Origin of the sequence: Dactylosporangium cerinum, from assembly GCF_042653625.1 — a bacterium.
Lineage (GTDB): Bacteria > Actinomycetota > Actinomycetes > Mycobacteriales > Micromonosporaceae > Dactylosporangium > Dactylosporangium cerinum.
In genome coordinates this window covers 1-25318 of the sequence record NZ_JBHSIU010000118.1, presented here as the reverse complement: position 1 = coordinate 25318, position 25318 = coordinate 1, and the positions used below count along the sequence as shown (strand labels likewise).

Annotated in this window: 24 protein-coding genes and 1 riboswitch; of the genes, 13 read left to right on the top strand and 11 right to left on the bottom strand. The window is 72.2% G+C overall.

The features are described 5' to 3' along the window. Window positions 1–3: 3 nt before the first annotated feature. Window positions 4–648, top strand: a complete 645-nt coding sequence (locus tag ACFPIJ_RS56685; RefSeq protein ID WP_380127882.1) for a TetR/AcrR family transcriptional regulator — start codon at window positions 4–6, stop codon at window positions 646–648. Beyond that, complete coding sequence (locus ACFPIJ_RS56680) at window positions 645–1241, top strand: DNA-3-methyladenine glycosylase (RefSeq protein WP_380127881.1); 597 nt, start codon at window positions 645–647, stop codon at window positions 1239–1241. The genes ACFPIJ_RS56685 and ACFPIJ_RS56680 overlap by 4 nt, the downstream gene beginning before the upstream one ends. 32 nt (window positions 1242–1273) lie before the next feature. Here the strand turns inward: ACFPIJ_RS56680 and ACFPIJ_RS56675 are convergent, their stop codons facing one another. The 3 genes from ACFPIJ_RS56675 to ACFPIJ_RS56665 form a co-directional block, all read right to left on the bottom strand. Further along, a complete protein-coding gene (locus ACFPIJ_RS56675; RefSeq protein WP_380127880.1) occupies window positions 1274–1756 on the bottom strand; it encodes a cupin domain-containing protein in 483 nt (160 codons plus the stop codon). Window positions 1757–1924: 168 nt separating this feature from the next. Then, window positions 1925–3067 (bottom strand): L,D-transpeptidase, encoded by a 1143-nt coding sequence (locus tag ACFPIJ_RS56670; RefSeq protein ID WP_380127879.1) that lies wholly within the window; start codon window positions 3065–3067, stop codon window positions 1925–1927. 108 nt (window positions 3068–3175) lie between these two features. Continuing rightward, window positions 3176–4018: a hypothetical protein gene (locus ACFPIJ_RS56665; protein WP_380127878.1), complete on the bottom strand. Its 843-nt coding sequence runs from the start codon at window positions 4016–4018 to the stop codon at window positions 3176–3178. Between the two features lie 282 nt (window positions 4019–4300). Next, window positions 4301–4443: riboswitch (cyclic di-AMP (ydaO/yuaA leader) on the top strand. 177 nt (window positions 4444–4620) lie between these two features. On the opposite strand from ACFPIJ_RS56665, the gene ACFPIJ_RS56660 reads away from it, so the two are divergent. Then, window positions 4621–5490 (top strand): C39 family peptidase, encoded by an 870-nt coding sequence (locus ACFPIJ_RS56660; RefSeq protein ID WP_380127877.1) that lies wholly within the window; start codon window positions 4621–4623, stop codon window positions 5488–5490. A gap of 10 nt (window positions 5491–5500) precedes the next feature. Here ACFPIJ_RS56660 and ACFPIJ_RS56655 read toward each other — a convergent pair whose 3' ends face one another. Continuing rightward, a complete protein-coding gene (locus tag ACFPIJ_RS56655; RefSeq protein ID WP_380127876.1) occupies window positions 5501–7567 on the bottom strand; it encodes a transglycosylase domain-containing protein in 2067 nt (688 codons plus the stop codon). 465 nt (window positions 7568–8032) lie between these two features. On the opposite strand from ACFPIJ_RS56655, the gene asnB reads away from it, so the two are divergent. Together asnB and ACFPIJ_RS56645 are read left to right on the top strand one after the other, a co-directional pair. Beyond that, entirely contained in the window at window positions 8033–9994 is a 1962-nt protein-coding gene (asnB, locus tag ACFPIJ_RS56650) for an asparagine synthase (glutamine-hydrolyzing) (protein ID WP_380127875.1), read from the top strand. A gap of 442 nt (window positions 9995–10436) precedes the next feature. Next, window positions 10437–10751 (top strand): hypothetical protein, encoded by a 315-nt coding sequence (locus ACFPIJ_RS56645; RefSeq protein WP_380127874.1) that lies wholly within the window; start codon window positions 10437–10439, stop codon window positions 10749–10751. Here ACFPIJ_RS56645 and recQ read toward each other — a convergent pair. From recQ to ACFPIJ_RS56630, 3 genes are all read right to left on the bottom strand, one after another. Beyond that, window positions 10709–12547: a DNA helicase RecQ gene (recQ, locus tag ACFPIJ_RS56640; protein ID WP_380127902.1), complete on the bottom strand. Its 1839-nt coding sequence runs from the start codon at window positions 12545–12547 to the stop codon at window positions 10709–10711. The two genes, ACFPIJ_RS56645 and recQ, sit on opposite strands and share 43 nt — an antisense overlap. 88 nt (window positions 12548–12635) lie before the next feature. Further along, entirely contained in the window at window positions 12636–12986 is a 351-nt protein-coding gene (locus ACFPIJ_RS56635; protein ID WP_203850057.1) for a YciI family protein, read from the bottom strand. Between the two features lie 169 nt (window positions 12987–13155). Continuing rightward, window positions 13156–14235, bottom strand: coding sequence for a hypothetical protein (locus ACFPIJ_RS56630; RefSeq protein ID WP_380127873.1), 1080 nt, complete (start codon window positions 14233–14235; stop codon window positions 13156–13158). A 120-nt stretch (window positions 14236–14355) separates the two neighbouring features. Here ACFPIJ_RS56630 and ACFPIJ_RS56625 point away from each other — a divergent pair, with 120 nt between their 5' ends. The 5 genes from ACFPIJ_RS56625 to ACFPIJ_RS56605 all read left to right on the top strand — a co-directional run bounded on the left by ACFPIJ_RS56625 (window position 14356) and on the right by ACFPIJ_RS56605 (window position 18559). Next, on the top strand, window positions 14356–15090 hold the full coding sequence (locus ACFPIJ_RS56625) for a hypothetical protein (protein ID WP_380127872.1): 735 nt from the start codon (window positions 14356–14358) through the stop codon (window positions 15088–15090). 72 nt (window positions 15091–15162) lie between these two features. Further along, window positions 15163–15777 carry a hypothetical protein gene (locus ACFPIJ_RS56620; protein WP_380127871.1) on the top strand — a complete coding sequence of 205 codons (615 nt, stop codon included), beginning with the start codon at window positions 15163–15165 and terminating at the stop codon, window positions 15775–15777. Between the two features lie 70 nt (window positions 15778–15847). Continuing rightward, entirely contained in the window at window positions 15848–16474 is a 627-nt protein-coding gene (locus ACFPIJ_RS56615; protein ID WP_380127870.1) for a PadR family transcriptional regulator, read from the top strand. A gap of 152 nt (window positions 16475–16626) precedes the next feature. Next, entirely contained in the window at window positions 16627–17583 is a 957-nt protein-coding gene (locus ACFPIJ_RS56610) for an ABC transporter ATP-binding protein (RefSeq protein ID WP_380127869.1), read from the top strand. A 250-nt stretch (window positions 17584–17833) separates the two neighbouring features. Next, a complete protein-coding gene (locus ACFPIJ_RS56605; RefSeq protein ID WP_380127868.1) occupies window positions 17834–18559 on the top strand; it encodes an ABC transporter permease in 726 nt (241 codons plus the stop codon). Here the strand turns inward: ACFPIJ_RS56605 and ACFPIJ_RS56600 are convergent. Beyond that, on the bottom strand, window positions 18544–19173 hold the full coding sequence (locus tag ACFPIJ_RS56600) for an NAD(P)-dependent oxidoreductase (RefSeq protein WP_380127867.1): 630 nt from the start codon (window positions 19171–19173) through the stop codon (window positions 18544–18546). The two genes, ACFPIJ_RS56605 and ACFPIJ_RS56600, sit on opposite strands and share 16 nt — an antisense overlap. A gap of 69 nt (window positions 19174–19242) precedes the next feature. On the opposite strand from ACFPIJ_RS56600, the gene ACFPIJ_RS56595 reads away from it, so the two are divergent. Further along, the gene (locus ACFPIJ_RS56595; protein WP_380127866.1) at window positions 19243–19614 is read left to right on the top strand and encodes a winged helix-turn-helix transcriptional regulator; all 372 of its coding nucleotides are present in this window, start codon (window positions 19243–19245) and stop codon (window positions 19612–19614) included. Continuing rightward, a complete protein-coding gene (locus tag ACFPIJ_RS56590) occupies window positions 19614–20393 on the top strand; it encodes an SGNH/GDSL hydrolase family protein (protein ID WP_380127865.1) in 780 nt (259 codons plus the stop codon). Before ACFPIJ_RS56595 ends, ACFPIJ_RS56590 begins: the two co-directional genes overlap by 1 nt. A gap of 88 nt (window positions 20394–20481) precedes the next feature. Here the strand turns inward: ACFPIJ_RS56590 and ACFPIJ_RS56585 are convergent, their stop codons facing one another. The 3 genes from ACFPIJ_RS56585 to ACFPIJ_RS56575 all read right to left on the bottom strand — a co-directional run bounded on the left by ACFPIJ_RS56585 (window position 20482) and on the right by ACFPIJ_RS56575 (window position 23308). Next, entirely contained in the window at window positions 20482–21408 is a 927-nt protein-coding gene (locus tag ACFPIJ_RS56585) for an NADP-dependent oxidoreductase (protein WP_380127864.1), read from the bottom strand. Between the two features lie 79 nt (window positions 21409–21487). Further along, window positions 21488–22984, bottom strand: a complete 1497-nt coding sequence (locus tag ACFPIJ_RS56580) for a class I SAM-dependent methyltransferase (RefSeq protein WP_380127863.1) — start codon at window positions 22982–22984, stop codon at window positions 21488–21490. A 3-nt stretch (window positions 22985–22987) separates the two neighbouring features. Beyond that, window positions 22988–23308 carry an antibiotic biosynthesis monooxygenase family protein gene (locus tag ACFPIJ_RS56575; RefSeq protein ID WP_380127862.1) on the bottom strand — a complete coding sequence of 107 codons (321 nt, stop codon included), beginning with the start codon at window positions 23306–23308 and terminating at the stop codon, window positions 22988–22990. 155 nt (window positions 23309–23463) lie between these two features. On the opposite strand from ACFPIJ_RS56575, the gene tyrS reads away from it, so the two are divergent. Beyond that, window positions 23464–24732 (top strand): tyrosine--tRNA ligase, encoded by a 1269-nt coding sequence (gene tyrS / locus ACFPIJ_RS56570; RefSeq protein WP_380127861.1) that lies wholly within the window; start codon window positions 23464–23466, stop codon window positions 24730–24732. The last annotated feature ends 586 nt before the right edge of the window (window positions 24733–25318 follow it).

Below are 25318 nucleotides of genomic sequence, written 5' to 3'. Positions count from 1 at the left end.
CCGATGAGCACCTCGGGAGGCCGCACTCGCAACCGCAGGGGCGAGGGCGGCCTCCTGCGTGACGAGATCGTCGCCGCGGCGGAACGCATCCTGGAACGCGAGGGCGACGAGGCCGCGATCACCCTGCGGTCCGTCGCCCGCGAGGCCGGCATCGCCGCCCCGTCGATCTACGCGCACTTCGCCGACCGCGACGCCATCGTCGAGGCCGTCCTCGACATCGCGTTCGAGCGGCTCCGCCAGCTGATCCTGAGCACCACCGGCACCCGGCAGGACGACCCGGTCGCGTCGCTGCTGGCCGGCTGCCACGCCTACGTCGACTTCGCCCAGCGGGAGCCCGCCCGCTACCGGGTCCTCTTCGGCCGCCTCCGCGAGGGCCGCCCCGAGCTGAAGCTGCCACTGCGGATGGAGGACGTGCCGCCCCGGTGGCGCAGCCGCCTGCAGGCCTTCGAGGTGCTCGTCGACGGGCTCGCGAACTGCGTCGCCGCCGGCCGCTCCGACAGCACCGACCCGTTCGTCGACGCGACCACCCTGTGGACGTCGCTGCACGGCGCGGTCATGATGCGCCAGTTCGTGCCCGGCTTCCCGTGGCCGCCGTTCGACGAGGCCGTCGACGCGCTCGTCCTGCGGATCGGCCGGATCACCGGATGACCCTCGACCTCACCGGCCCCGTCGACGTCGCCGCGCGGGCCCTGCTCGGCTGCACCCTCACCGCCAACGGGGTGACGGTCCGCCTCACCGAGGTCGAGGCGTACTCCGGCACCGGCGAGGACCCCGCCTCGCACGCCCACCGCGGCCGCACCCCGCGCAACGCCGTCATGTTCGGCCCGGCCGGCTACGCGTACGTCTACTTCACCTATGGCATGTACTACTGCGTCAACGTCGTCACCGGCGTCGACGGCGTCGCCTCGGCCGTGCTCCTGCGCGCCGGCGAGATCGTCGACGGCCTGCCCACCGCCCGGGCCCGCCGCCCGGCCGCCCGCACGGACGTGGAGCTGGCCCGCGGGCCGGCCCGGCTGTGCGCCGCGCTCGCCATCGACCGTGGGTTCTACGGCACGTACCTGCTCGGCGACCCGCCCCTGCTGCGACCGCCCACGCCGGCCCCGGCGGCCGTCGTCTCCGCCGGCCCGCGGGTCGGGGTCACCGGCGCGCACGACATCCCGTGGCGGTTCTGGCTGACCGGCGACCCGACCGTGAGCGCGTACCGCCGGCACACCGCCAGGGCCCGGACCCCGCGGCCGTGACAGCCGCGGGACGGCACCGGAACCGGGAAGCGCTACCAGCACGCCTCGCGCTGCGGGACCCGGTCCCGGTCCGGCTGGCGGATCATCGCGGTGATCGGTGGCAGCCGGTACTCGGCGTCGGTCACCTGCTCGCCCCACTGCGTGCCGGTGCCGGTGCCGTCCGTGCCGGTGCCGTCCGGTCCGGTCTCGTGTGCCGACACCACGGCCATGGGCGTGTTCGGTGCCGCGCCGTGCCAGTGCCACTCACCGGCCGCGACGACGACGGTGTCCCCGGCGCGCACCTCGTGGACCGGGCCGCCCCGGCGCCGCACCCGGCCCACGCCGTGCAGGACGGTCAGGATCCGTTCGTACGGGCAGCGGTGCCAGGCCGTCCGGGCACCGGGACTGAACTGCGCGTGGAACGCCCGCAGGTGGGACGCTTCCAGACCGGTGACGTCCCGGTCGATCCACACGACGCCGGAGTAGCACTCTTGCGGGGCCGGCCGGCCCCGGCTCGAGGCGCGGATGACTTCCATGGTCCTTCCTCTCTGGATCGAACTCCTTGGTCGGATTTCCCTGGTCGGAGTTCCTTGGTCGGGTTCGCTGGTTCGGGTTCGCTGGTTCGGGTTCGCTGGTTCGGGTTCGCTGGTTCGGGTTCGCTGGTTCGGGTGCCCGGCGGGAAACAGCCTCGCCGGGCCGGCGCGTCAGGTCTTGTAGTCGGCCCAGGACAGGTCCCATGCGGTCCAGCCGTCACCGGGATCCAGCGGGACCCCGGTGTTGCGCGTGGTGACCGGGTCGCCGACGAGTGTCTGCTCGTACAGCCACTTCGCGTTCGCGGTCGAGACGTTGGTGCAGCCGTGGGAGACGTTGCGTCTCCCCTGGTCGCCCACCGACCACGGCGCGGCGTGGATGTACTGGCCGCCCCACGTCAGCCGCATGGCGTACTGCACCGCGACGGTGTACTCCGGGGTGCGGAACACCGTCGAGGCCTCCCGCGACATGACCACGGTGACGCCGCTCGACGTCGGCGTCGACGGCTTGCCGAGGCTCACCGGCATGCTCCGCACGAGCGCGTCGTTCTGGTAGACGTTCAGCTGTTTCGTGGCGTTGTCGATGTCGATGGTCAGCTTCCGGCCGATGGTGACCGTCGCGGCGAAGTCCTCGTCGGCGTGGCCGGCGCCGATCCGCACGCCGTTGAGTGCCTTGCGGGCGGTGATCTTCGTGCCCGGCTGCCAGTACTGCTCCGGCCGGTACATCACCTGCCGGCCGCCGAACCAGTGCCACGCACCGGCCTGCGGCGGATCGCTCTTCACGAACAGACGCTGCTGCACCGCGGCGCGTGACTCCTGCGGGACGTCGGAGCCGAACTGCACGACGATCGGCATGCCGACGCCGTAGGTCCCGCCGTTGGTCAGCATCAGGTCGGACGTGACGACCGGGCCGCTGGGCTTCGCCGCCGTGGTGAAGGCCGTCTCCCGGGTCACCGGCTTGTTGTCGGTGCCGGCCGCGGTGACCTTCGCGGTGTAGGCCGTGCCGTAGCGCAGCGCGGTGGCAGGCACCCATGAGGACCCGTCGTCGCGCAGCTCGCCGGCGACCCGCTGGCCCGCCGCGTCGGTCAGGGCGACCTCGGTGACCTTCCCGTCGCTCACCTTCGTGCCGATCTCGGTGCTGATCGGCACCCCCGACTCACCCGCCGCCGGGCTGACGGCCAGCGCGACCACCGGCGGCGCGGGAGCGGTCCACTTCGCCGCCGTGTGCTTCTTCGAACTGTGGCACGCCGATAGGCCCAGTTGCGCTCCCAACGCGAGCGCGACCAGCGCAACGGCCGTCCGGCCGGGCCGTCTCATGTTCTCTGCCTGTGCATGGACATGGGGGCATCGTCGTGCCCGTCCGTGCGAGGCCGGGCCGGGAAGTGGGTGACATCGCGGAGGACCCGGGACCGCGCGAGGCGGTCCCTACCCGACGGCGTCCGCGATCTGCTGGGCGAGCCCTTCCCACTTCGCATAGGCGTCCGGGAACGCCGAGCGCTGCACCAGCTGCGCCGCGACGGTGACGGCCTGCTGCTCCCAGCCCTGGATCCGGGCCAGCGCCGCGAAGAACCTGCGCGCGGACTCGCGCGCGTCCATCAGCTGGTCGACCGAACCCCAGCTCGGCCGCTGCTGGAACAGGCCGACCGAGTCGTAGTCGTACCCGACGCCCTCGTTGGGATGCTGCAGCGACTGCGGCAGGTTCGGGTTCGCGAGGTTTCGCAGGTGGCTCTCCTGCAGCGCGGTGGCGATCCCCACGACGGCCGCGCGGCGCGGCAGGTTCAGCTGCCGGGCAACCTCGATGATCGCGACGGCGTTGTTCATCTCGGCCTGGGTCAGCCCGCCGACGGGCGCGTGCACGGTCGGCGAGGGCGACGCGGGTTGCCCGGCCGGCGACGGCGACGCCGGCGGCTTGGCGGCCGTCGTCGGGGCGGCCGTCGTCGGTGCCGGGGCGGCATCCGCGCCGTCGGCGGGTTTCCGGGCGCGGCTGCGCGAGGCGGGCGCGTCGGCCGCCGACCGTCCGTCGTCGACGGCGAGCGCCACCCCGTTCACCGGCGCGGCGACCGGCCCGGTCGACGACGACAGCGTCGCGGACAGGGCGACCGCCGCGACGGCGGCGACGGCGACGGCGTGCCGGCGCAGCTGCGCCGGCACGGGTGCGCGCAGCCGGAAGCGGGTCGCGTGCCGCCCCCGGCGGGAGCGGCGGAGGTGGCGGGGACCGCGCACCTGCGCACCGTTGAGCTGCTGGTCATCATCGGCGCCCGGGAGCATCCGGCGAGCTTAGGGGTGGCCCTGACCAGGGGTCCTGGCAGGCGTGCGGACCAGCCGACCGGAGACCGGGCGGGCCGCAGAGCGCCGGGACGCGGTCGGCGAGGTGCACCGGGGGCGCCACCCGGCCGACCGGCGGCCCGCCCACGGTGTGCACCAGGTCCGTTCGCCACGCCGTCGTCTCGCCCGGTAGCCGAGCCGCACGGCGGGATCCGGTGCCCTTGCGCCGCCCCGGTAGGGTCCTCGCATCCGCCCGGCCCACCGTCACCCACCTCGGATGACACCGCGGCGGATCCGCTGAGTCGCGTCCACGCGAGCCGGGGAACCGAGCACCACCGGGGTGAATCCGCGGGGCCTGCGCCCCGAGGTAGGGCGATCTTCCCGCCCGAACCCGTCAGCTAACCCGGTAGGCGGCACCGGAAGGAGCACCACCGTGCAGCCATTGACCCGGTATCACCCGTGTCGCACCACCTCGACCCTCGGCCCGGCCCGGTAGCCGCCGGTCCTCACCGCACCGGCCCGCGCCGGTCGGGCCGGCCCGCTGCCCGGATCACGTCCGGCACCGGCAACAGCAGCCGTTATCCAGCATGTCTGTCGAGGTACCCGTGAGCTACCTGTACAAACCCAGGCACCAGAGTCCCGTCGCGGCACGTTCCCGCGTGCTGCCGATCGCGGCACGTTCCCGCGTGTTGCCGATCGCGGCCGCCGCGGCGGTCCTCGCGGTGACGGCGGTCGTCGGCGTGGCCGTGCACGCCTCGGCGCCCGCGCCGATGGCCGACGCGCAGTCGCTGACCTCCGCGGATCCGTCGTGGTCCGGTGCCGCACCGGCCGCGCGTGACCGGCAGCGGACGCAGGCGGCGCCCAACGCCGCGACCACCCCCTCGAAGGCCGCCGGTGCGGCGCCGTCCACGGCCGCCCCGCCCGCCGCCACCACACCGGCCGCCACCACGCCGGCCGCTCCGCCGGCGGCGAAGGAGCTCGCGTACCGGTTCGCCTGGCAGGAGAACTACTACTTCTGCGGCCCGGCCGCGACCCGCATCGCACTGACCGCGCGAGAGCTGTACCCGTCCCAGTCCGAGGTCGCCCAGAGCCTGCGCACGACCGTCAACGGCACCAACTCCGCCGACGACACCACCCGGTCGCTCAACGCGTACACGAAGAGCTCCTTCTACAAGTCGCACTTCATCACCGGTCAGTCGGCCACCCAGGCGGAGATCGACCGGATGCAGGCGGACATCGTCAACGCGATCACCAACGGCTACGCCGTGGTCGCCAACATCGCCGGCTCCACTGTGGACGACAAGGGAGGTTCGCACTCGTACCCGGGCGGCCACTACCTCACGGTGGTGGGCTACAGCAACGGCGGCAGGACGGTGAAGATCGCCGACCCCGCGGACGCTCTGGGCGTCGGGTACTACACGCTGACGACGGCCAAGCTCGCCCACTGGACCGCCCTGCGCGGGTATTCTGCCTGACCCGGCGCGGTCAGCGGCCCAGGGCCCGCACCCGGCTGGGTGGCTGGAACGCCTGGACCGGCTGGCCGCGCAGCGCGGCCGCGATGGTCTGCGCGACGGCGGCGTTGACCGAGCCGGCGACGCCGCTGCCCACCTGGTCGTTGGGGTTGTCCACGTTCACCGCGATGCCGGCCGCCGCGATCTGCGGGGTGAAGCCGACGAACGTCTCCGTCGAGTTGTACTCGGAGCTGCCGGTCTTGCCCGCGACCGGGCGGCCGCCGAGGATGCCGGACACGTTCTCGGCCGTGCCGCCGTCGCACTTGTTGTACGCCGACGACCGGCTGACCGGGCACCGGGCCGCGTCGGTCGCGGCGGCCGCCACGTCGGCGCTGATCACCTGCCGGCACTTCGGGGCGGCGGCGTCGACCGGTCTGCCGTTGGTGTCGGTGATCGACAGCACCGGCAGCGGCTGGCAGTACAGGCCTCCGGCGGCGACCGCGGCGTAGGCGTTGGCGAGGTCGAGCGGTGTGGTCGAGGCGACGCCGAGGGTGAACGACCCCCACTGGTCCGCCTTGGCCGCCATCGCGGCGTCCGCGCCGGAGCGGAACGTGATGCCGAGCCGCTGCGCCATCTCGACCACGCGGCGCGCGCCGATCTGCTGCTCGAGCCAGACGAAGTAGGTGTTGACCGAACGGCCGAAGCCGTTCCACATCGTCCGGTCCCCGTTCATCCAGCTCGGGGACTCGTTCGCGGGGCACCACCGGCCTCCGCAGCTGCCCGGCCCGCTGCCCGGCCACCCGGTCGCCAGCCGGCTCGGTGCGTTGAACCTGGTGTTCAGCGGCAGGCCCGCGTCGAGCGCGGCGAGCATGGTGAACATCTTGAACGTCGAGCCCGCCTGATATCCGGCGACGCCGCCACCGCCCGCGATGAGCTGGTTGACGCTGTTCGGGTACCGCGGGTGCTGGGGCGGGTTGGGAGCCAGGCTGTAGTGGCGGTTGACGGCCATCGCGAGGACCCGGCCGCTGCCGGGGGTGACGACGGCCAGCGGCATCGACCGCGCGCTGCCGTAGCCGTAGACGCTCAGGGACTGGTTCAGCGTGCTCGCCTGGATCCCCGGGTCGAGCGACGTGACCACCGTGTAGCCGCCGGTGCGCAGCGTCTCGTCGCGCTCGGCGCGGGTGGCGCCGAACTCCGGCTGGCTGCCCCACCACTGGCGGAAGTAGTCGCAGAAGAAGCCCCAGTCGTTGTGCGCCGGCGGGACGGACACGCAGTTGTTGGGCAGGTCGCGCTCGTTGATCTTCAGCTCCTGGGCCTGCGCCGCGGCGGCGTCCGCGGCGCTGATCACCCCCATCTTCGTCATCGCGTCGAGCGTGTAGGCACGGCGCTGCAGGGCCGCGGTCCGGTCGCCGCTGATCGGGTTGTCGCCGTCCGGTGACTGCAGCAGCCCGGCCAGCAGCGCCGCCTCGGGCAGCGTCAGGTCCAGGGCCGACTTGCCGAAGTACGTCTGGCTCGCGGCGTAGATGCCGTAGGCGCCGGCCCCGAAGTAGGCGATGTTCAGGTACCCCTTGAGGATGTCCTGCTTGCTCAGGTGCTGTTCCAGCATCGTCGCGTAGCGCATCTCACGCACCTTGCGGGCGGGCGTGTCGGCACCCGCGTCGACCCGCTGCTGCGGCGACAGGCTCGGGTCGTTCTTCAGCACGTTGCGGACGTACTGCATCGTCAGCGTCGAGGCGCCCTGCTGGGCGCCGCCCCGGCCGTTGGAGACCAGCGCCCGCAGGACGCTCCTGCCGTCGACACCGCGGTGCTGGTAGAAGCGGGTGTCCTCGGCCGCGACGACGGCCTGCTGGAGCACCGGTGCGATCTGGTCCAGCGGCACGTCCTTGCGGTTCTCGTCGTAGAACGTGGTGATGAGCGTCCTGCCGTCGTTGGCGTAGACGTAGGTGGCCTGCGGCGGCGGTGGCATCGCCAGGTTCGACGGCAGGTTCACCCACACGTCGCGGCCGGCGTTCACCGTGGAGCCGCCGATGAGTGCGAGCGGGAGCACACCGGCGGCCACGACCAGACCCGAGATGACACCGCACAGGGCGAGCCGGGCCATCCCCCTGAGCCCGCGTGCCAGCGCTGAGCGGCTCGGCGCGTCGGTGCCGGCTTCGTGTGCGGGTCGGCGTCGGACGCGGACGAGGCGCATTGGCTACTCCCCAACAAGACAACGGGTGGTTCGCTTCCTGCCGATCCGGGACGGACCGATGTGACCGGCGCGCCGCTACCCGAGGGGTCGTCCGGCCAAACGGCAGGCTGGCCCGGCCGCCCGGATAGTCACCCTTGGGCTGGTTCACCCACCTGTATCCCCTGGTGAGGAGCGATCGGATGACGGCCGGGCAATCGGGCGCCGAACGTGGCGGGTTCTGTTCGGCTGGATCGCGCGGCGCATTGTGGCCGTTCGAACGGGGGCTCGGCCGGCACCGCCGGGAGCTCACCGGCGACGGCTCACCGGCGACCGCCGACAGAGCGGTCTGCGGCCCGACACCGCTGCCACGCGAGGCGACCGAAGGGAAACGACGCCATGTGCGGCTTCCTGATGTACGTGGGGGACTTCGCTATCTCCCCAGAGACCCTCGGCCAGGTGGAACGGCAGCTCGAGCTGCTGCACCACCGCGGCCCCGACGACATGGCCCTGGAACGGTCCGGACAATGCGTGGCGGCCGGTTTCAAACGGCTCGCCATCATCGACGTGCACGGCAGCCGGCAGCCGTTGCAGTACCCGCCGAGCGGGCCGGACGCGGGCCGGTGGACGCTGGTGTTCAACGGCGAGATCTACAACTTCGAGGAACTGCGCGAGGAACTCATCCGCGGGCACGACGCGGAGTTCGCCACCGACGGCGACAGCGAGGTGGTTGCCGCCGCCTACCACTACTGGGGCGACGCGGCGCTGGAGCGGTTCCGCGGCATGTTCGCCTTCGCCCTCTGGGACTCGGCCACCGAGACGGTGCACGCGGCGCGGGACCAGTTCGGGATCAAACCCCTGTACTACCTGCCGACCATCGAGGGACTGTGGCTGTCGAGCGAGAAGCCGCCGCTGCTGGGGATCGCCGGCGGGGAGCTCGACCGGACCGCGCTGTCGCTCTACCTGACGATGCAGTACGTGCCCGAGCCGTACACCCTGCACCGGCACATCGCGCGGCTGCCCAGCGGCGGCCTGCTCACCCGCGCGCTCGGCTACCCGCCGGTGGTCCGGCGATACGCCAGGCCCACGTTCCGCCCGGACCCGGCGGTCCTGGAGGAGTCCATTGTGGACGAACTGCGCGACGCGCTGCGGGAGAGCGTGCGTTGCCATCTGCGTGCGGACGTCCCGGTCGGCGCGTTCCTGTCCAGCGGGATCGACTCGACCGCGATCGTCGCACTCGCCGCCGAGGTCCATCCCCGCCTGCACGCCTTCACCGCCGGCTTCGACACCGCCACCGCGTACTCCGAGTTCGACGTGGCCGAGCGGTCGGCCCGGCACCTCGGCGTCGACCTGATACCCACTATCGTCAAGCCGGAGCAGGTGATGGAGGCGCTGCCGCGCATCATCTGGCACCTCGGCGACCCGGTCGCCGATCCGTCGATCGTCCCGCTGTACTTCCTGGCGCAGACGGCGGCCGAACACGTCACCGTGGTGCTGTCGGGCGAGGGCGCGGACGAGCTCGCCGGCGGCTACACCATCTACCGGGAGCCGCGGTCCCTCGCGCCGGTGCGCCGCCTCGGCGCACCGCTCCAGCGCGGCCTGCGTGCCCTGGCCCGGGCGATCCCGGAGGGCGTCAAGGGCAAGAGCTATCTGCAGCGGGCCACGACGCCGATCGAGACGCGCTACTTCGGCAACGCACGTGTCCTCAGCGACGAGGAGAAGGCCCGGATCCTCCGCGGCGAGCCGGGGGTGGGTCACCAGCACGTGACCGCGGCGCTCTACGCCGAGGCCGCGGACCTCGACGACGTCACCACCATGCAGCACATCGACGTCAACACGTGGTTGCCCGGCGACATCCTGACCAAGGCCGACCGGATGTCGATGGCGCATTCGCTGGAACTGCGCGTGCCGTTCCTGGACCGGGGCGTGTTCGAGGTCATGTCGCGGCTGCCCGACCGGCTGAAGGTCCCGGCCGGCAGCCGCACCACCAAGTACGCACTGCGCCGGGCCCTCGCGGGCATCGTGCCGGACTTCATCACCGACCGGCCGAAGCTCGGCTTCCCGACGCCGGCCCGGCGGTGGCTGCGCACGGAACTCGCGGAATGGGCCCACCACGTGCTGTCCACGTCGGGAGCGGGGCACCTGATCGACCTCGAATACGGGCACGAACTGCTGAAACAGCACGAACGCGGCGACGCCGACAACGCCCGGAAGTTGTGGATCCTGCTGTCGTTCTCCCTGTGGCACGGCATCTTCGTCGACGGCTCGGTCGTGCCGGCGCTACCCGAGCGGCGGCCCGTCCGGTGGGCGGGCGGGGACGGCGGTTCGCCGGCTGTCACCGCGGCGGGTCCCCGGCTGTGAATTCGGCGGTTCGCCGGCTGTCACCGCGACGGGTCGCCTGTCACGGTGGTGGGCTGCGGGCTGTCACCGCGACTGGTCGCTGTCTGCCGTGAGGTTGGTCGTCGGCTGTCATTGCGATGGGTCGCCCGGTCACGGTGGTGGGTGGCGAGCTGGAGTCATGGCTGGTCGCCGGTTGCCGTGACGGCGGGTCGTCGGCGCCACCGGGTCGGGCCACGAAGGGCCACCGCGGCGGGTCCGGAAAGCCACTGCGGCGGGTCCCGAAAGCCACTGCGGCGGGTCACGAATGCCCGCCGCGGCGGGGCGCGGACAGTCGGCGAGGTGACCCGCGTGCAGGTCGAGGTGCTGTCACCGCGACGGGTCGCGGTGGGCCGCTCGCCGGCCCGCCCGGCTACGTCTCCTCGGAGCGCTCGGGTGCTTGGTCTGCCTGCCCGTGCGGGTCTGCTTGCCTGTGCTGGTCTGCCTGCTCGTGCTGGTCTGCCTGCTCGTGCTGGTCTGCCTGCTCGTGCTGGTCTGCGTGCTCGTGCTGGTCTGCCTGCCTGTGCTGGTCTGCGTGCTCGTGCTGGTCTGCCTGCCCGTGCTGGTTTGCCCGCTCGGGTGCTTGGTCTGCCCGCTCGTCCTTCCTGGAGCAGCTCGGGTGCTGGTCTGCCCGGCCGGCCGTGCCTTCCTGGAGCAGCTCAGGTGCCATCCGCGGCGAGGTGCGGGCGGCGGCGCCGATCACGCCGGCTCCGGGTCGCCGAGGGCGTCGAGGACCTGCTGACCGAACTTGGCGAGCTTGTTCTCCCCGACACCGCTGATCGTCGACAGCTGCGCGAGCGTCGTCGGGGCCTCCGTGGCGATCTGCCGCAGCGTCGCGTCGTGGAAGATGACATACGCCGGGACGCTCAGCTCCTTCGCCGTCGCCGAACGCCACGCACGCAGCCGCTCGAACAGCGGCGCCGCCTGCGCCGGCAGCTCCGTCGCGGCGGCTGCGCTGCGCTGCTTGGCGACCTTCGCCGCCGACACGGGCCGCTCGGGCTCCCGGCGCAGCATCACCTGCCGCCGCCGGCCGAGCACCTCGGCGCTGTCGTCGGTGAGCACCAACGTGCCGTAGTCACCCTCGACCGCGAGCAGCCCCTGCGCGAGCAACTGCCGCACCACCGCTCGCCATTCGGCCTCCCGCAGGTCGGCGCCGACCCCGAACACCGTCAGCTCGTCGTGGTGCCACTGCACGACCTTGTCGGTCTTCCTGCCCAGCAGGATGTCGATGCACTGCCCCGCGCCGAACTTCTGGTTGCGCTCCTTCTGCAGTCGGAACACCGTCGACAGCAGCTTCTGCGCCGGCACTGTGCCGTCCCAGGACTCCGGCGGGCTCAGGCACGTGTCGCAGTTGCCGCACGGTCCGCTCTGCTGCCCGAAGTAGGCCAGCAGCTGCACCCGCCGGCATTCCACCGTCTCGCACAGCGCCAGCATCGCGTCGAGGTGCCGGGCCAGCCCCCGCCGGTGCGCGGCGTCGCCCTCGGACCCCTCGATCATCTTGCGCTGCTGGACCACGTCCTGCAGCCCATAGGCCAGCCACGCGTTGGACGGCAGGCCGTCCCGCCCGGCCCGGCCGGTTTCCTGGTAGTAGCCCTCCACCGACTTCGGCAGGTCCAGGTGTGCGACGAAGCGCACGTCGGGCTTGTCGATGCCCATCCCGAACGCGATCGTCGCGACCATGACGAGGCCGTCCTCCCGCAGGAACCGCGCCTGGTTGTCCGCCCTGACCCGCGCGTCGAGCCCCGCGTGATACGGCAGCGCGGGCACGCCGTTGTCCTTCAGGAACTCCGCGACCTTCTCCACGCTGGCGCGAGACAGGCAGTAGACGATGCCGGCGTCGCCGGGGTGCTCGGTGCGCAGCAGCTCCAGCAGCTGCCGCCGCGGCTCCTGCTTCGGCACGATTCGATACTGGATGTTGGGCCGGTCGAAGCTCGACACGAAGTGCCGCGCGCCGGTCAGCCCCAGCCGGGTGCCGATCTCCTTGTGCGTGGCCGTCGTCGCCGTCGCCGTCAACGCGATCCGTGGCACGTCCGGCCATCGCTCGTGCAGCACCGAGAGGTTGAGGTAGTCGGGCCGGAAGTCGTGCCCCCACTGCGACACGCAGTGCGCCTCGTCGATCGCGAACAGAGCGATCCTGCCCCGCTCCAGCAACCGCATCGTCCCCGGCGACGCGAGTGCCTCCGGCGCGAGATACAGCAGGTCCAGCTGCCCGCCGACGAACGCGGCCTCGACCGCCCGGCGGCTGTCGAAGTCGAGCGTCGAGTTGATGAATCCGGCCCGCACCCCCAACGCGGTCAGCGCGTCCACCTGGTCCTGCATCAGCGCGATCAGCGGCGACACCACCACGCCGGTGCCGTCGCGCACCAGCGCCGGGATCTGGTAGCACAGTGACTTGCCGCCGCCGGTCGGCATGAGCACCAGCGCGTCGCCGCCGCCGATGACGTGCTCGATGATCTCCTGCTGGCTGCCCCGGAACGTGTCATAGCCGAACACCCGCCCCAGGACCTCGAGTGCCGGCCCGGTCGTCTCAACCCCCACGGTGCTGTCCACGCGGCGATTCTACGGAGGGCGACCGACAGAAACGGCCGCCCCGTTCGCAGCGGATCGAAGTGGTGACGGTGCGTGCCTACTGGCTGAACACGATCGGGCGGACCTCGATCGCGTTCCACTTCGCGTCCGGGATCATCGCGGCGAGCTCCACCGCGCGTTCCTTCGTCTCGCACTCAACCAGGTAGAAGCCGGCGAGGAACTCCTTGGCCTCCACGTACGGCCCGTCGGTCACCGTCTCCGCCCCGGCCCTGATCCGGACGACCGCGCTCTCCTTCGGATCGGCCAGGGCGAGGGTGCTCACCATCTCTCCCGACTCGGTGATCGTCGTGATGAACCGGTCATGCCCGGCCATCACCTCGTCCACGTCGGTCTGCGTCAGCGTCGCCCAGACGTCCGGGTTCATGTGGATCAGCAGCAGGTACTTCACGGAAACGTCGCTCCTTCAGCGTCGGTGCCTTCTGAGGACAGGTCGGTGCCGGCGGGCGTCGCTCGACATGCCCCGCGCAGGAATTCCCGTCCGGTGGGTAACGGTCCACCTCGACGACGCGGTGCGCCGCGCGTTCAGCGGTACCCCGGCGCCGGCGTCGCGGGGCCGCTCAGCCGGCCTTGACCGCGGCGGGCAGCGGCAGCGACCCGGTCAGTTTCGTCAACGCCGCGGCCGCCTTCGCGAACTGCGTCCCGTTCGGATGCACCGACAGCACCGCCACGATGTACCGGTCGCCGTCACCGACCGTGCCCGTGGTGTGCAGGACCTCGCCGCTCATGTCCGGCTGGTTCGGCGTGGCGGCGTCCACGAAGTGTGCCTGCCCGGCATCGACGGGCAGCGACGCGTCGGCCACGCACGGTGTCGCCGGGTTGTCGCCGAACCCGGACCAGCCCTGCTTCGCCGACCACGGTTTCCGGAACGAACCCGGGATGCCGAACGACTGGTCATACCGGTCCGTCCCGCACTTCGTCGACTGGTGCAGGTCGCCCATGATCACGTCGCGCACCGGCGCCGGCGCCTTGTCGAGGATGTACTGGTACACCCGCACCAGGTCACCGGCGCTCACGGCGGTGTACCCCCAGTAGCCCGGCTGGTTCGCCGGTGGCGGCGCGGTGTCCTGCAGCCCCAGCCGCTGCACCATCCGGGTCACGATCTCCCGCTGCCCGCGGGCCTTCCAGAACCCGGTCGCGGCGGTGTCGTCGCTGCTGCGCAGCATGATGTCGAGCTTCGGCCGGTCCGCCGCCGGCACCGTGTAGGACGGCCCCCGGTCCCAGAAGTAGTCCAGCGCGATCAGCAGCTTCACCAGCGACGCCGACCTGAACCGCCAGCTCGCCTTCTGCTGCACCACGAACGTCCCCGACTGCCGATCGAAGATCACGATCCCCGCGGTCACGCCGGCCGGCACCGCGACCGTCACCGGGCCTGACGGTGAGGGGCCGGCCGCCGCGGAGGTCGCACCGAGTCCGGCCGAGGCGCTGCCCGCGGCGCTGCCCGACGGGGCGGGCTGGGCGGGCTGGGCGGTGCCCTGGTCCCCGGACCCGCACCCAGCCAGGACGAGCACGGCGAGGCCCGCGGCGACGGCGCTGAGCACGAACCGCACCCGCCGTGCCCCGGCCACGCCCCGCGCCGGCGGGAGCGTCGACGAGGTGGTGGGCGGTGCTGCCGGCTGGGTGACCCGGGTCGAGAGCATGGCCCATCCTCGCGCCGCGCCCGGCTGGGCACAAACCCCGGGCGGTATTTGGCGTGAGGTGGCCGGGGCGGGAGCGTTCGCCGAGGTCGGGTGCGGTCCGGCGTGCGTCACCATGGCGGGGTGGGGGGCCGGGGGCGTCCGTGGTGGGCCGCTCTCGTCCTGGCGGTCCCGGTCGCGCTGCTGCTCGCCGGGTTGTGGAAGGCGATCGCGCTGTTCGCCGCCGTGTGCGCCGGCCTGGTCGCACCGGTGCTGGCCGGGCAGTGGTGGAGCCGGCGCCGGCAGCGGGCGGCGAATGTGGGCGGGGCCCAGGTGTGGGCCGGGCACCTGGCACTGGACTGCGCCGCCGGGCTGTGGGAGTTCGGCGTCGGCTCGGCGTTTCTGTTCGGTGCGGGTGTACCGGTGTGCCTGGCCCCGCAACCGCTCGGGCTCCTGGTCGGGTTGCGCCGGTCACCACTGCGCCGGGCCGCGGCCCGGCGCCGGGCGGCGGTGCGCCACGCCACGGCGCGGTGGGCGCCGGCCCGGCCCGCGCCCCGCTACGGTGCAGCGCCCCAGGGCCCGGCCCGGCCCACCGCGGGACGGACCGGGGCGGGCCCGCCGGGCGCCGGAGGTCCTGATCCGGGCGGCGGTGCGGGTCAGGCCCCGATCCTGGTCTCGTGGGCGGACATCGCGGCGGTGCGGCAGGCCGGGCCGACCCGGGTGACCGACTGGGGCAGGGCCGGCGTGCTGCCGTTCGACGTCGTGGAGGTGGTGCTGCACGACGGCGGGGTGCTGCCGTTCGCCACGCCGGACGCGACCGGGCTGGCCGACCTGATCACGCTGCGGACCTCCGCCGGAACCGGACCGGGAGCCGAATGACCGGGTGATGGACCGGAGACTCTGCGTGGCTGAGTTGCGCCGGTTTTTGGCGGTTCCGTACGGTGGTCTTCCATGGCAGAACTGATCGAGGTCGGTGTCTGGTTCGAGAGCCGGCCGATCACCGTTGAGCAGGGCGTCGACCGGTTCGAGGCGCTGCGGCGCGGTGACACGGGATGGGCCGCGGCCGATCCGGGGGTCGAGCGGTTCCACCGTGCGGTGCTCGCCGGGATCGACGCGCCCTGGTGGGCGGGGCCGGTCGTCGCGGCGGACACACATGTGCTGCTGAGCCTGCGGCCGGACACGCCGCAGGAGGCGCTGGACCTGGTGCACAAGCTCGCCGACGAGTGCGAGCTGCTGTGCTTCCAGCGGCCCGGCCGGCACCAGCCCGCGGCGCTGTGGCAGCCGCGCCGGCTGCTGCTGGTGCCGGTGCCGCGGCTGTCGACCGACGACGGCTCGCTCGCGCACCACCCGACCGGCGACGACATCCGCGAGTTCCTGGGGCGGCTCGACGCCGACAACCTGTCGGCGGTGCTGTGGCGCGGGGACGGGTCCTCGATCCGGGTGACGTACGTGCCCGGCCAGCGCCGCTGGCGCCTCGAGACCGCCGTCGGGGACGAGCGCAGCGAGGCGGTCCAGGACGACCTGTCCGGTGTGGCCGAGCAGTTCGAGGCGTTCGCGCACTCATGACGTTGTGACCGGGCACTCGTCGGCGTATGCTCGTGGACGAGTAAACGGCGGCGAGCATCGGGGGTGGGGCATGGCGAAGCGACGCAAGGTCGGCAACCTGCTCGGCCTCCAGCTGCTCGCCATGCTGGTCGAGCGGCCCATGCACCCCTACGAGATGGCCACCGAGCTGCGCGGCCGCGGCAAGGAGCAGGACCTCAAGATCCAGTGGGGTTCGCTGTACACCGTCGTGCAGAACCTGGAGAAGCACGGATTCATCGAAGCGGCGGAGACGACCCGGGAAGGTCGCCGGCCGGAGCGCACGGTGTATCAGCTGACCCAGGCGGGCCACGAGGAGGCCCTCGACTGGCTCCGCGAGATCGTCGGCGTCCCCGAGCGGGAGTTCCCGAGGCTCAAGACGGCCCTGTCCGTCCTCGGCGTGCTCCCACCCGACGAGGTGATCGACCTCGTCGCGCAGCGCATCGACGTCCTGGACCGGCGGCTCGCCGAGGCCAGGGCCGACCTGGTGGAGACCCAGGACCTGGTGCCGAGGATCTTCCTGGTCGAGACCGAGTATTCGATCGCGATCGAGCAGGCGGAGGCCGACTGGCTGCGCGGACTCCTGGCCGAGCTACGGGCCGGCACACTGCCGGGCATGGCCGCCTGGCGCAACTACCACGACACGGGAGAGCTGGACGTCGAGGCGTTCATGGATCCCTGACCACGCAGAAAGCCCCGGTCCGGTGCGGGAACACCGGGCCGGGGCCTGACCTCGACCGATCCCGCGGGAACGAGCCCGGCGAAGGTGTGTGCAACCGCCAGGATAGCGAACTCCCGCAGGACCGGTCCCGACCCACGGAACCGGAGACCACCATGTCCGCTGCCGTCACGGCACACGACCTCGTCAAGACGTACCCCAAGGACGTCACGGCGCTCGACCGGCTGTCGCTGACCGTCGAACCCGGGGAGGTGCTCGGCCTGCTCGGCCCGAACGGGGCCGGCAAGTCGACCACCGTCAAGATCCTCACCACGCTCGCCCGCCCCGACTCGGGCACGGCGAGCGTCGGCGGCCACGACGTGTTGCGCCACCCTGAGCGGGTGCGCCGCGTCATTGGCGTCGTCTCGCAGCGCTCCGGCCTGGACCCGGCCGCGTCCGGCCGGGACAACCTGATGCTGCAGGGCCACCTCTTCGGGATGCGGGGCGCGACGCTGCGACGCCGCGTCGACGAACTGCTCGAGACGTTCGGCGTCGCCGACGCCCAGCACCGCGCCGTCCGCGGCTGGTCCGGCGGCATGCAGCGCCGCCTCGACGTCGCGCTCGGCCTGGTGCACCGCCCCGACGTGCTGTTCCTCGACGAGCCGACCACCGGCCTGGACCCGGAGGGCCGCGCCCGGCTGTGGACGGAGATCGCCCGCCTCGCCGGCGCCGACCTCGCGATCCTGCTGATGACCCACTACCTCGACGAGGCCGACCGGCTCGCCGACCGGGTCGCGATCGTCGCCGGCGGCCGGATCGTCACGGAGGGCACACCTGCGCAGCTCAAGGCGGAGTTGCGGGGCGACGCCGTGCACCTGGAGCTGCGAGGGACGCACGAAGCCCTCGACGCGGTGCGGGTGGTGACGGCGCTGCCGGGGCTGCGGGACGTCTCCGTCGACCAGCGGCGGCTGTCCGCGCGCGCCGACGACGGAGCGGCCGCGGTGCCGGGGGTCCTCGCGGCCCTGGAGACCGCGGGGCTGCCGGTCGCGAGCGTGACCGTCGCCCGGCCGTCGCTGGACGACGTCTACCTCAAGCACGCCGGCCAGCGCATCGCGGCGGAGGTGGCGGCGTGAACGGCCCGGAGCGCATCGGAGGGGCCGGTGTGAGTGGTCCGGAGCGCATCGGAGGGGCCGGTGTGAGTGGTCCGGAGCGCATCGGAGGGGCCGGTGTGAGTGGTCCGGAGCACGGCGGAGGGGCCGGTGTGAGTGGTCCGGAGCGCATCGGAGGGGCCGGTGTGAGTGGTCCGGAGCACGGCGGAGGGTCCGGTCACCGGAATCGCGGTGTTGGCTCGGGCCGGCGCCGGAGCGTGGCGGAGGTGGCGGCATGAGCGGCACGTTCTGGTTGACGGCGCGGCGGTTGCAGGCGCTCGTCCGGCTGCCCGCGTTCCTGTTCATCATGCTCATCCAGCCGGCGATCTGGCTGTTCCTGTTCGGCAACCTGTTCCGGCGGGTCGTCGAGCTGCCCGGCTTCGGCACCGGCAGCTACCTGGACTACCTGGTGCCGGGCGTGATCGTGATGAGCGCCGTGTCGTCCAGCATGTGGTCCGGCATGGGCGTGCTGGAGGAGATCGACCGGGGCACCATGAACCGGTTCCTGATCACCCCGGTCAGCCGCGGCGCGATTCTCAACGCCGCCGTCATCGAGCAGGCCATCAGCACCGCCGTGCAGTCGCTGATCATCGCGCTGCTCGGCATGGCGGCCGGCGCGAGCTTCCCCGGGGTCCTGCTGATCGTCGCGTCGGTGCTGCTCGGCACCGTGTTCAGCGCGTTCTCCAACACGGTCGGCATGCTGGTCCGGCAGCGGGAGACGATCATCGGGCTCAACACGTTACTGCTGCTGCCGCTGACGTTCCTGTCCTCGGCGTTCATCGCCAAGAGCCTGATGCCGGGCTGGATGCAGGCGATCGCCGCCGGCAACCCGGTCAACTGGGCGCTCCAGGCAGGACGCGAGTCACCCGACCTGGTCGCCGGCGGCGGTCTGCTCGCCCTCGCCGCGGCCATGGTGTGGCTGTCGACGCGGACGTTCCGGACGTATCAGAACGCGGTCTGACTCCGGACGGTGAGCTGGGCGCGGTGGTGCTTGGGGGACACCGCCTCGTCCAGCATCGCCACCGCCAGGTCCGCGTAGGTCGTGATCCCGTCGACGATCCGCCCGTCCGCGGTGATCGCGTACGACCCGGTGCCGGGCTCGTCGACCAGCTGCATCGTCGGCGTGAACAGCACCCAGTCCACCGGCCCGCGCTCCAGTTCGGCCACCTCGGCCGCGCGACCGAGCGAGAACGGCCGGTACGCATCGGGGAAGTCGGCGCTGTCGTAGATCTTCACCCCGTCGGGCCCTTCGAGGGTCGAGGCGACGCCCACCACGAGGAGCCGGCCGACCCCGGCGCGGGCCAGGCCGTCGAGCAGCGCGCGGGTGCCGTCGCCGTACAGCTTCGTCGGGTCGACGTCCGCGGTGTAGATGGCGCTGACCGCGACGTCGTGGCCCGCGGCGACGGCGGCGACGCTGTCCGCGTCCGTGACGTCCCCGGCGACCGCACTCTCCACGTCCGTGTGCCGGGCCGGATCCCGCACGACCGGAGTCACCCGCAGCCCTCGCTCCCGCGCCCCGGCCGTGATCCGCCGACCGGCCCGTCCACCCGCTCCGAACACCACCAAAGAGGTCATGGCGGGGACCGTAGAACGGGAGACGTCGGTAACTGCAACGTAACCGGGGCGTGCGTTACGGTCGGCGGTGTGATCTCGCCGCTGCCACGCGACCTGTTCGACCCCGCGTGCCCGTCGAACGCCACCCCGTTCCAGATCGGCGACAAGTGGGCCGGGATGGTGCTGGTCTGCCTCGAGGAAGGCCCGCGCCGCTTCAGCGAGCTGCGGGTGCCGCTGCACCGGGTCTCCGCGAAGGTCCTCGCCGAGACCCTGCGCGCCCTCGAACGCGACGGCATGATCACCCGCACCGCGTACGACGAGGTTCCGCCCCGGGTCGAGTACGCGCTGACCCCGCTCGGCCGCACCCTCTTCCCGGCCATGGACGCCTGCCGCGCCTGGGCCGCCGAACACCTGACCGAGGTCCTCGACGCCCGCGACGACTACGCCCGCCGGGGCGCCTGATGTTCCACCGCTACGTGGCGATCGGCGACAGCACCACCGAAGGCATGGACGACCCCGACGGCGCCGGCGGCTACCGCGGCTGGGCGGACCGGTTCGCCCGGCACGTCGCGCACGCGCAGCCCGGCCACCCCCTCGAATACGCGAACCTGGCGATCCGCGGGCGCACCACCGCCCGCATCCGCGCCGAGCAGCTGCGCCCGGCGCTGGACCTCGCACCCGACCTCGCCACCGTCGTCGCCGGCATGAACGACATCCTGCGCGGCTCGTTCGACGTGGCCGGCGTCGCCGGCGACCTCTTCGCGATGCAGGAGGCCCTGGTCGCCAGGGGCGCGACGGTGCTCACGTTCACGCTGCCCGACCCGGTGCCGGTGATGCCGATCGCGAAGCCGCTGCGCGGCCGGGTCGTCGCCCTCAACGCCGCGATCCGCAAGGCGTGCGCCGACAGCGGGGCGATCCTGCTCGACCTCGGGGCATACCCGGTCGCGTCCGACCCGAGGCTGTGGAGCGACGACCGGCTGCACGCGAACACCGCCGGCCACGAACGCATCGCCGCCGCCCTCGCCCACGCCGTCGGCCTGCCCGGCACCGACGACACCTGGACGCTGCCGCTGCCGGCCGCCCCGGCCCGACGCCGGCACGAGGTGCTGCGCGCGGAACTGGCCTGGAGCCGCCGGCACCTGCTGCCGTGGGTGGGCCGCCACCTGCGCGGCCGCTCGTCCGGCGACGACCGCTTCCCGAAACGCCCAGATCCGTCACCGGTCGAGCTCCCCGGCACCTGAGCTTGCGGCCCGCCCGGCGCGGTGCGCCTCACCCCCCGGGTGCGGTGCGGGGGAGAGGCGCACCTGGTGTGGTGCGGTGACAGCCAGGTCAGGGGATGAGGATGACCTTGCCGCGGACGTGGCCGGACTGGCTCAGGTCGTGGGCGGCGGCCGCTTCGGAGAGCGGGAACGTCCGCTCCACCGGCATCGTGAAGCGGCCCTGGCGGTAGAGGTCGGCGGCCTCGTCCAGGGTGTGCCAGGCGCGGCCCTCCGAGCCGTCGGTGACACGGGCACCGAGCTTCGGCGCGTCGAAGTCGGCGAGGCTGACCACGGCGGCGGGGACGCCGGTGAGGGTGATCAGGTCGGCGACGGCGCCGTGGCCCGCGGCGTCGAGGGCGAGGTCCACGCCCTGCGGCGCTGCGGCGCGGACCCGGTCGACGAGGCCTTCGCCGTATGTGACGGGAACGGCGCCGAGGGAGCGCAGGAAGTCGTGGTTGCGGGCGCTGGCGGTGCCGATGACGGTGGCGCCGCGGGCGACGGCGAGCTGGGTCGCGGCGATGCCGACACCGCCGGCGGCGCCGTTGACGACGACCGTCTGGCCCTTCTCGACGCCGAGCAGCGCGAGCGCCCGCCCGGCCGCCTCCACGACGCCGGGCAGCCCGGCGGCCTCCTCGAACGACATCCCAGCCGGCTTCGCCACCCACAGTTTCAGCACCGCGAACTCGGCGGCACCACCACCGGCGGCCAGCCCGAACACCTCGTCGCCCACCCGTGGCGGGGAGCCGCCCGAGGCACTGCCCGGATCGGCGGGGCCGACGGCGTCGACGACGCCCGAGACGTCACCGTGCGGGATGACCGGCAGCCGGGTCGGGGTGGTGTCGCCGAAGGCACCGCTGCGGACCTTCCAGTCGAACGGGTTGATGCCGGCGGCACGCACCCGGATCCGGACCTGGCCCGGACCGGGCGTGGGCTCGGGGACGTCGACGACGTGCAGGACGCTCGAGGGACCGTACTCGGAATATTGCAGCGCTTTCACGTGAGCCACCTCCGATGGATGGTGAGTGAACGGACCGAGCCGGGCGCCGGGGGCGGAAACCCGCGGCGGCGCGCCGGGGTCAGGTGTTGAGCGGGCGGCGGGCGACCAGCAGCACGTGCGTGTCGGGCCACGGCAGTGGTGTGCCGTCCTGGGAGGACAGGTGCGCGACCGGGGCGAGGCGGTGCTCGACGATCCAGTCGTTGCGCCACGAGTGCGACGCGCCGTCGACCTCGAAGCCGACGTCGGTCAGCAGCGCCTTCCAGTCCGCGAACTCGAGGCCGCAGAACTGCTCGTGCGCCTCGGACAGCCAGTTGTCGGGATAGTCCTTGTGGGTGAGGAACTCCATCGCGTCGCCGAGGGCGATGTCGATGGTGCCGTCGGGACGGGCGTCGAACGGCAGCGGGAAGTGGAAGTCGGCGGCGAACCGGTCGAGTCGGGCCCGGGTCGGCAGACCCTCGACCAGGGCGGCGATCGCGTCCCGGGACAGGCCCGCCAGGTCGGCGGGCGCGCCACCGGCCGCGCCCTGCAGGTCGAGCCGCACCCGCAGGTCGCGGTTGTCGGGGCCGCAGACGTCGGAGTTGATCCAGACGCCGCCGGGCACCGTGTGGTCGTAGATGGCCTGGGCGAAGCGGCGCAGCGACGTCATCTGCTGCCCGTATGACCAGATCTCATGGGTCAGCGCGAACGTCAGCGTGGTGTCGACCGACCGCGGCGCGAACACGGCGCCGCCGAGCACGTTGCGGCAGTAGAAGTAGACGTTGGGGTTGGTGAACCAGCCCTGGGCCTTGCGGTGGACGCACTCCTCGAACAGGTGCCGGGCCACCTCGACGCCGATGAGGTCGCTCTCCCGCAGCGCCGGCTCGCGGTCGGCGAGGGCGAGGACCGCGCCGGCGCCGCAGCCGACGTCGACGATCCGGCCGGGACGCACGTGCCGGCGCACCAGGTCCCACTTGCGCTCGGCGCTCGCCTCGAACGCCTCGGCGTAGGTGCGGTAGTCGCGGGTGGTGGTGAGCCCACCCTCCTCGCCGACGACCGGGTCGTTGACGACCTGGGCGACCTGCTCGGCGAGCCGATACCGGTCGTAGAGGTCGAGGCTCGCCGGGTGCGCCAGGTCCCGCCACGCCGGGTCGCCGGCGGCGAGCCGCAGCAGCACGTCCCACGGCCGGTCCGGCACCGGGTCCTGCTCGGCCTCGACCCCGGCGATGGCGAACCCGAACTCCGCATACATCGCCGCGACCTCGGGCGTCGAGCACGCCACCACCGTGTCCCGGGGCGTCAGCGTCCGCCCGAGCACCGACTCGACACTCTTGAGGGTGACGCCGGCGAACCGGTCGGTGTGCGCGGTGTCGAACACCGGCACGACCAGGGACCGCAGGCCCTCCTGGACGCTGAACCGCTCGATCGCCGCCTGCCGCCGGTCATAGCCGACGGGGTTGCGTTTGGTGTTCTGATGGTTGGCGCTCGTCACCGCCCACACGACCGTCTGCCCGCCGGCGCCGGCGAGACCACGCAGGTAGTCCGCCTGGAACCTGGTCAGCAGATGATGCCGTCCGGGGAAGAGGACGAAGCGCTCCAACGGTCAGCCCTCGGCGGCGGGTGCCGGGTCGGCGTGCTGCACGACCTCGAACTCCAGCAGGCTCGAGCCGGACGCGACCGGCTTGGCCCGCTCACCGGAGTGCGCCTCGAGCGCGGGACCCTTCGCCCACGCCTGGAAGTCCTCCTCGGTCTCCCACCGGGTGTAGACGAAGTAGCGGGTCTCACCGGCCACCGGGCGCAGCAGCTCGAAGCCCAGGAACCCCTTCGACCCCTCCACGGCACCGTGCCTGGCGCCGAACCGGCGCTCCAGCTCCGGGCCCGCACCGTCAGGAACTTCGATCGCGTTGATCTTCACAACCGCCATGGGACAACCCTAGCGTTCAGCTACGACACTTCCGGCGAACGATCGGATGAGTGCCGTGGGCGAGGCACATGGCGTACACCTGCCGCAGAGGAAACGAACAGCACCGGCGGGAATGCGTTGGGCCACCGAAGTGGGCGGGTGCGAGAATCGCGGGCGTGACCGATGTGCTTGATGATCTGCAGTGGCGGGGCCTGATCGCGCTCTCGACGGACCTCGACGAGTTGCGCGCCGAGATGGCGAAGGGACCGCTGACGTACTACTGCGGGTTCGACCCGACCGCGCCGAGCCTGCACATCGGCAACCTCCTGCAGATCATCACCGTGCGCCGCCTCCAGCTGGCCGGGCACCGCCCCCTCGCGCTGGTCGGCGGGGCGACGGGCCTCATCGGCGACCCCCGCCCGTCCGCCGAGCGCCAGCTCAACTCGGCGGACACGGTGGCGGAGTGGGTCGAGCGGATCCGTGGGCAGATCGAGCCGTTCCTGGACTTCACCGGCGACAACGCGGCGCAGATGGTCAACAACCTCGACTGGACCGCGCCGATGTCGGCGATCGACTTCCTCCGCGACGTCGGCAAGCACTTCCGGGTCAACAAGATGCTGACCAAGGACGCCGTCAGCGCGCGGCTCAACTCCGACGCGGGGATCAGTTACACCGAGTTCAGCTACCAGATCCTGCAGGGGATGGACTTCCTGGAGCTGTTCCGGCGGCACGGATGCCGCCTGCAGACCGGTGGCAGCGACCAGTGGGGCAACCTGACCGCGGGCACCGACCTGATCCGCCGGGTCACCGGGGAGTCGGCGCACCTGTTGGCCACCCCGTTGCTGGTCAACAGCGCGGGGGAGAAGCTCGGCAAGTCCACCGGCGGCGGGAGCCTGTGGATGGACGCGTCGATGACGTCGCCGTACTCGCTGTACCAGTACTTCGTGAACCTCGAGGACGACCTGGTCGGCGGGCTGCTGCGCAAGCTGACGTTCCTGTCCCGGGAGGAGATCGAGGCGCTGGAGAAGGAGACGGCGGACCGGCCCGCGGCGCGGATCGGCCAGCGCCGGCTCGCGGAGGAGCTCACCCGCATGGTGCACGGCACGCACGAGACCGAGCAGGTGATCGCCGCGTCGCAGGCACTGTTCGGTCGCGGGGAGCTCGCGACCCTGTCCGCGTCGACCCTGCGTGCCGCCCTTTCAGAAGCAGGGTTGGTGCGGGCAGCGCCTGGCACGTCCGTCGCCGACCTGTTCATCGCCGCCGGTCTCGTCAGCAGTCGCAACGAGGCACGGCGGACGGTCGCGGAGGGTGGTGCGTACGTGAACAACGAACGGGTGAGTGACGCGGAGGAACTCGTGGCCGCCGACCGCGCCCTGGCCGGCGGGCTGCTGGTGCTGCGGAAGGGGAAGCGGACGTTCGCCGGGGTCGAGCTCGGCTCGATTTGACTCTGTCGCAGCACTCCACGTAGCTTTTGCGAGCGCCACGGGGCATCTGCCCGGTGGCGCTCTGCGCGACCGGACCACGGACACCACCGAGCGAGTGATCGATTTGGTGGAGATCGGGAACCCGGGTAACGTAGATGACCGGCGGGGAAACGGACGACATGCGTCGGGCGTCCTGCCGAGAAGCCAAACGACCAGCGACCGGGTGACCGGCCGAAGGTCATGCCCACGAGGCGGACGGCAGCCAGTCGACAGCGTCGATTTGGATGCGGGACGCGGAGCGGGTAAGGTTTACAGCCGGCAGGGATGCGGACGAGGCACGCGGGTCACGGAAGTGAGCCGCAGCGGACGTCCTGCCGCAACCATACGACACTCGACCGGGTTACCGGAAGAGCAGTTGTGTGTCTGCAAAACGGGACAAAGTACGGCGAGCCGGACTTGACTCCGCAAAGCGGATGTGCTAGAGTAAAGCAGAACGAAGCGCCCTGGGTGAGCGGGACTGGAAACAGTTTGGCTCTGCGGTGTGCGTTGGTTGTTTGAGAACTCAACAGGGTGCTTGTTAAGCCAGTGCCAATTGATATGACCCCGT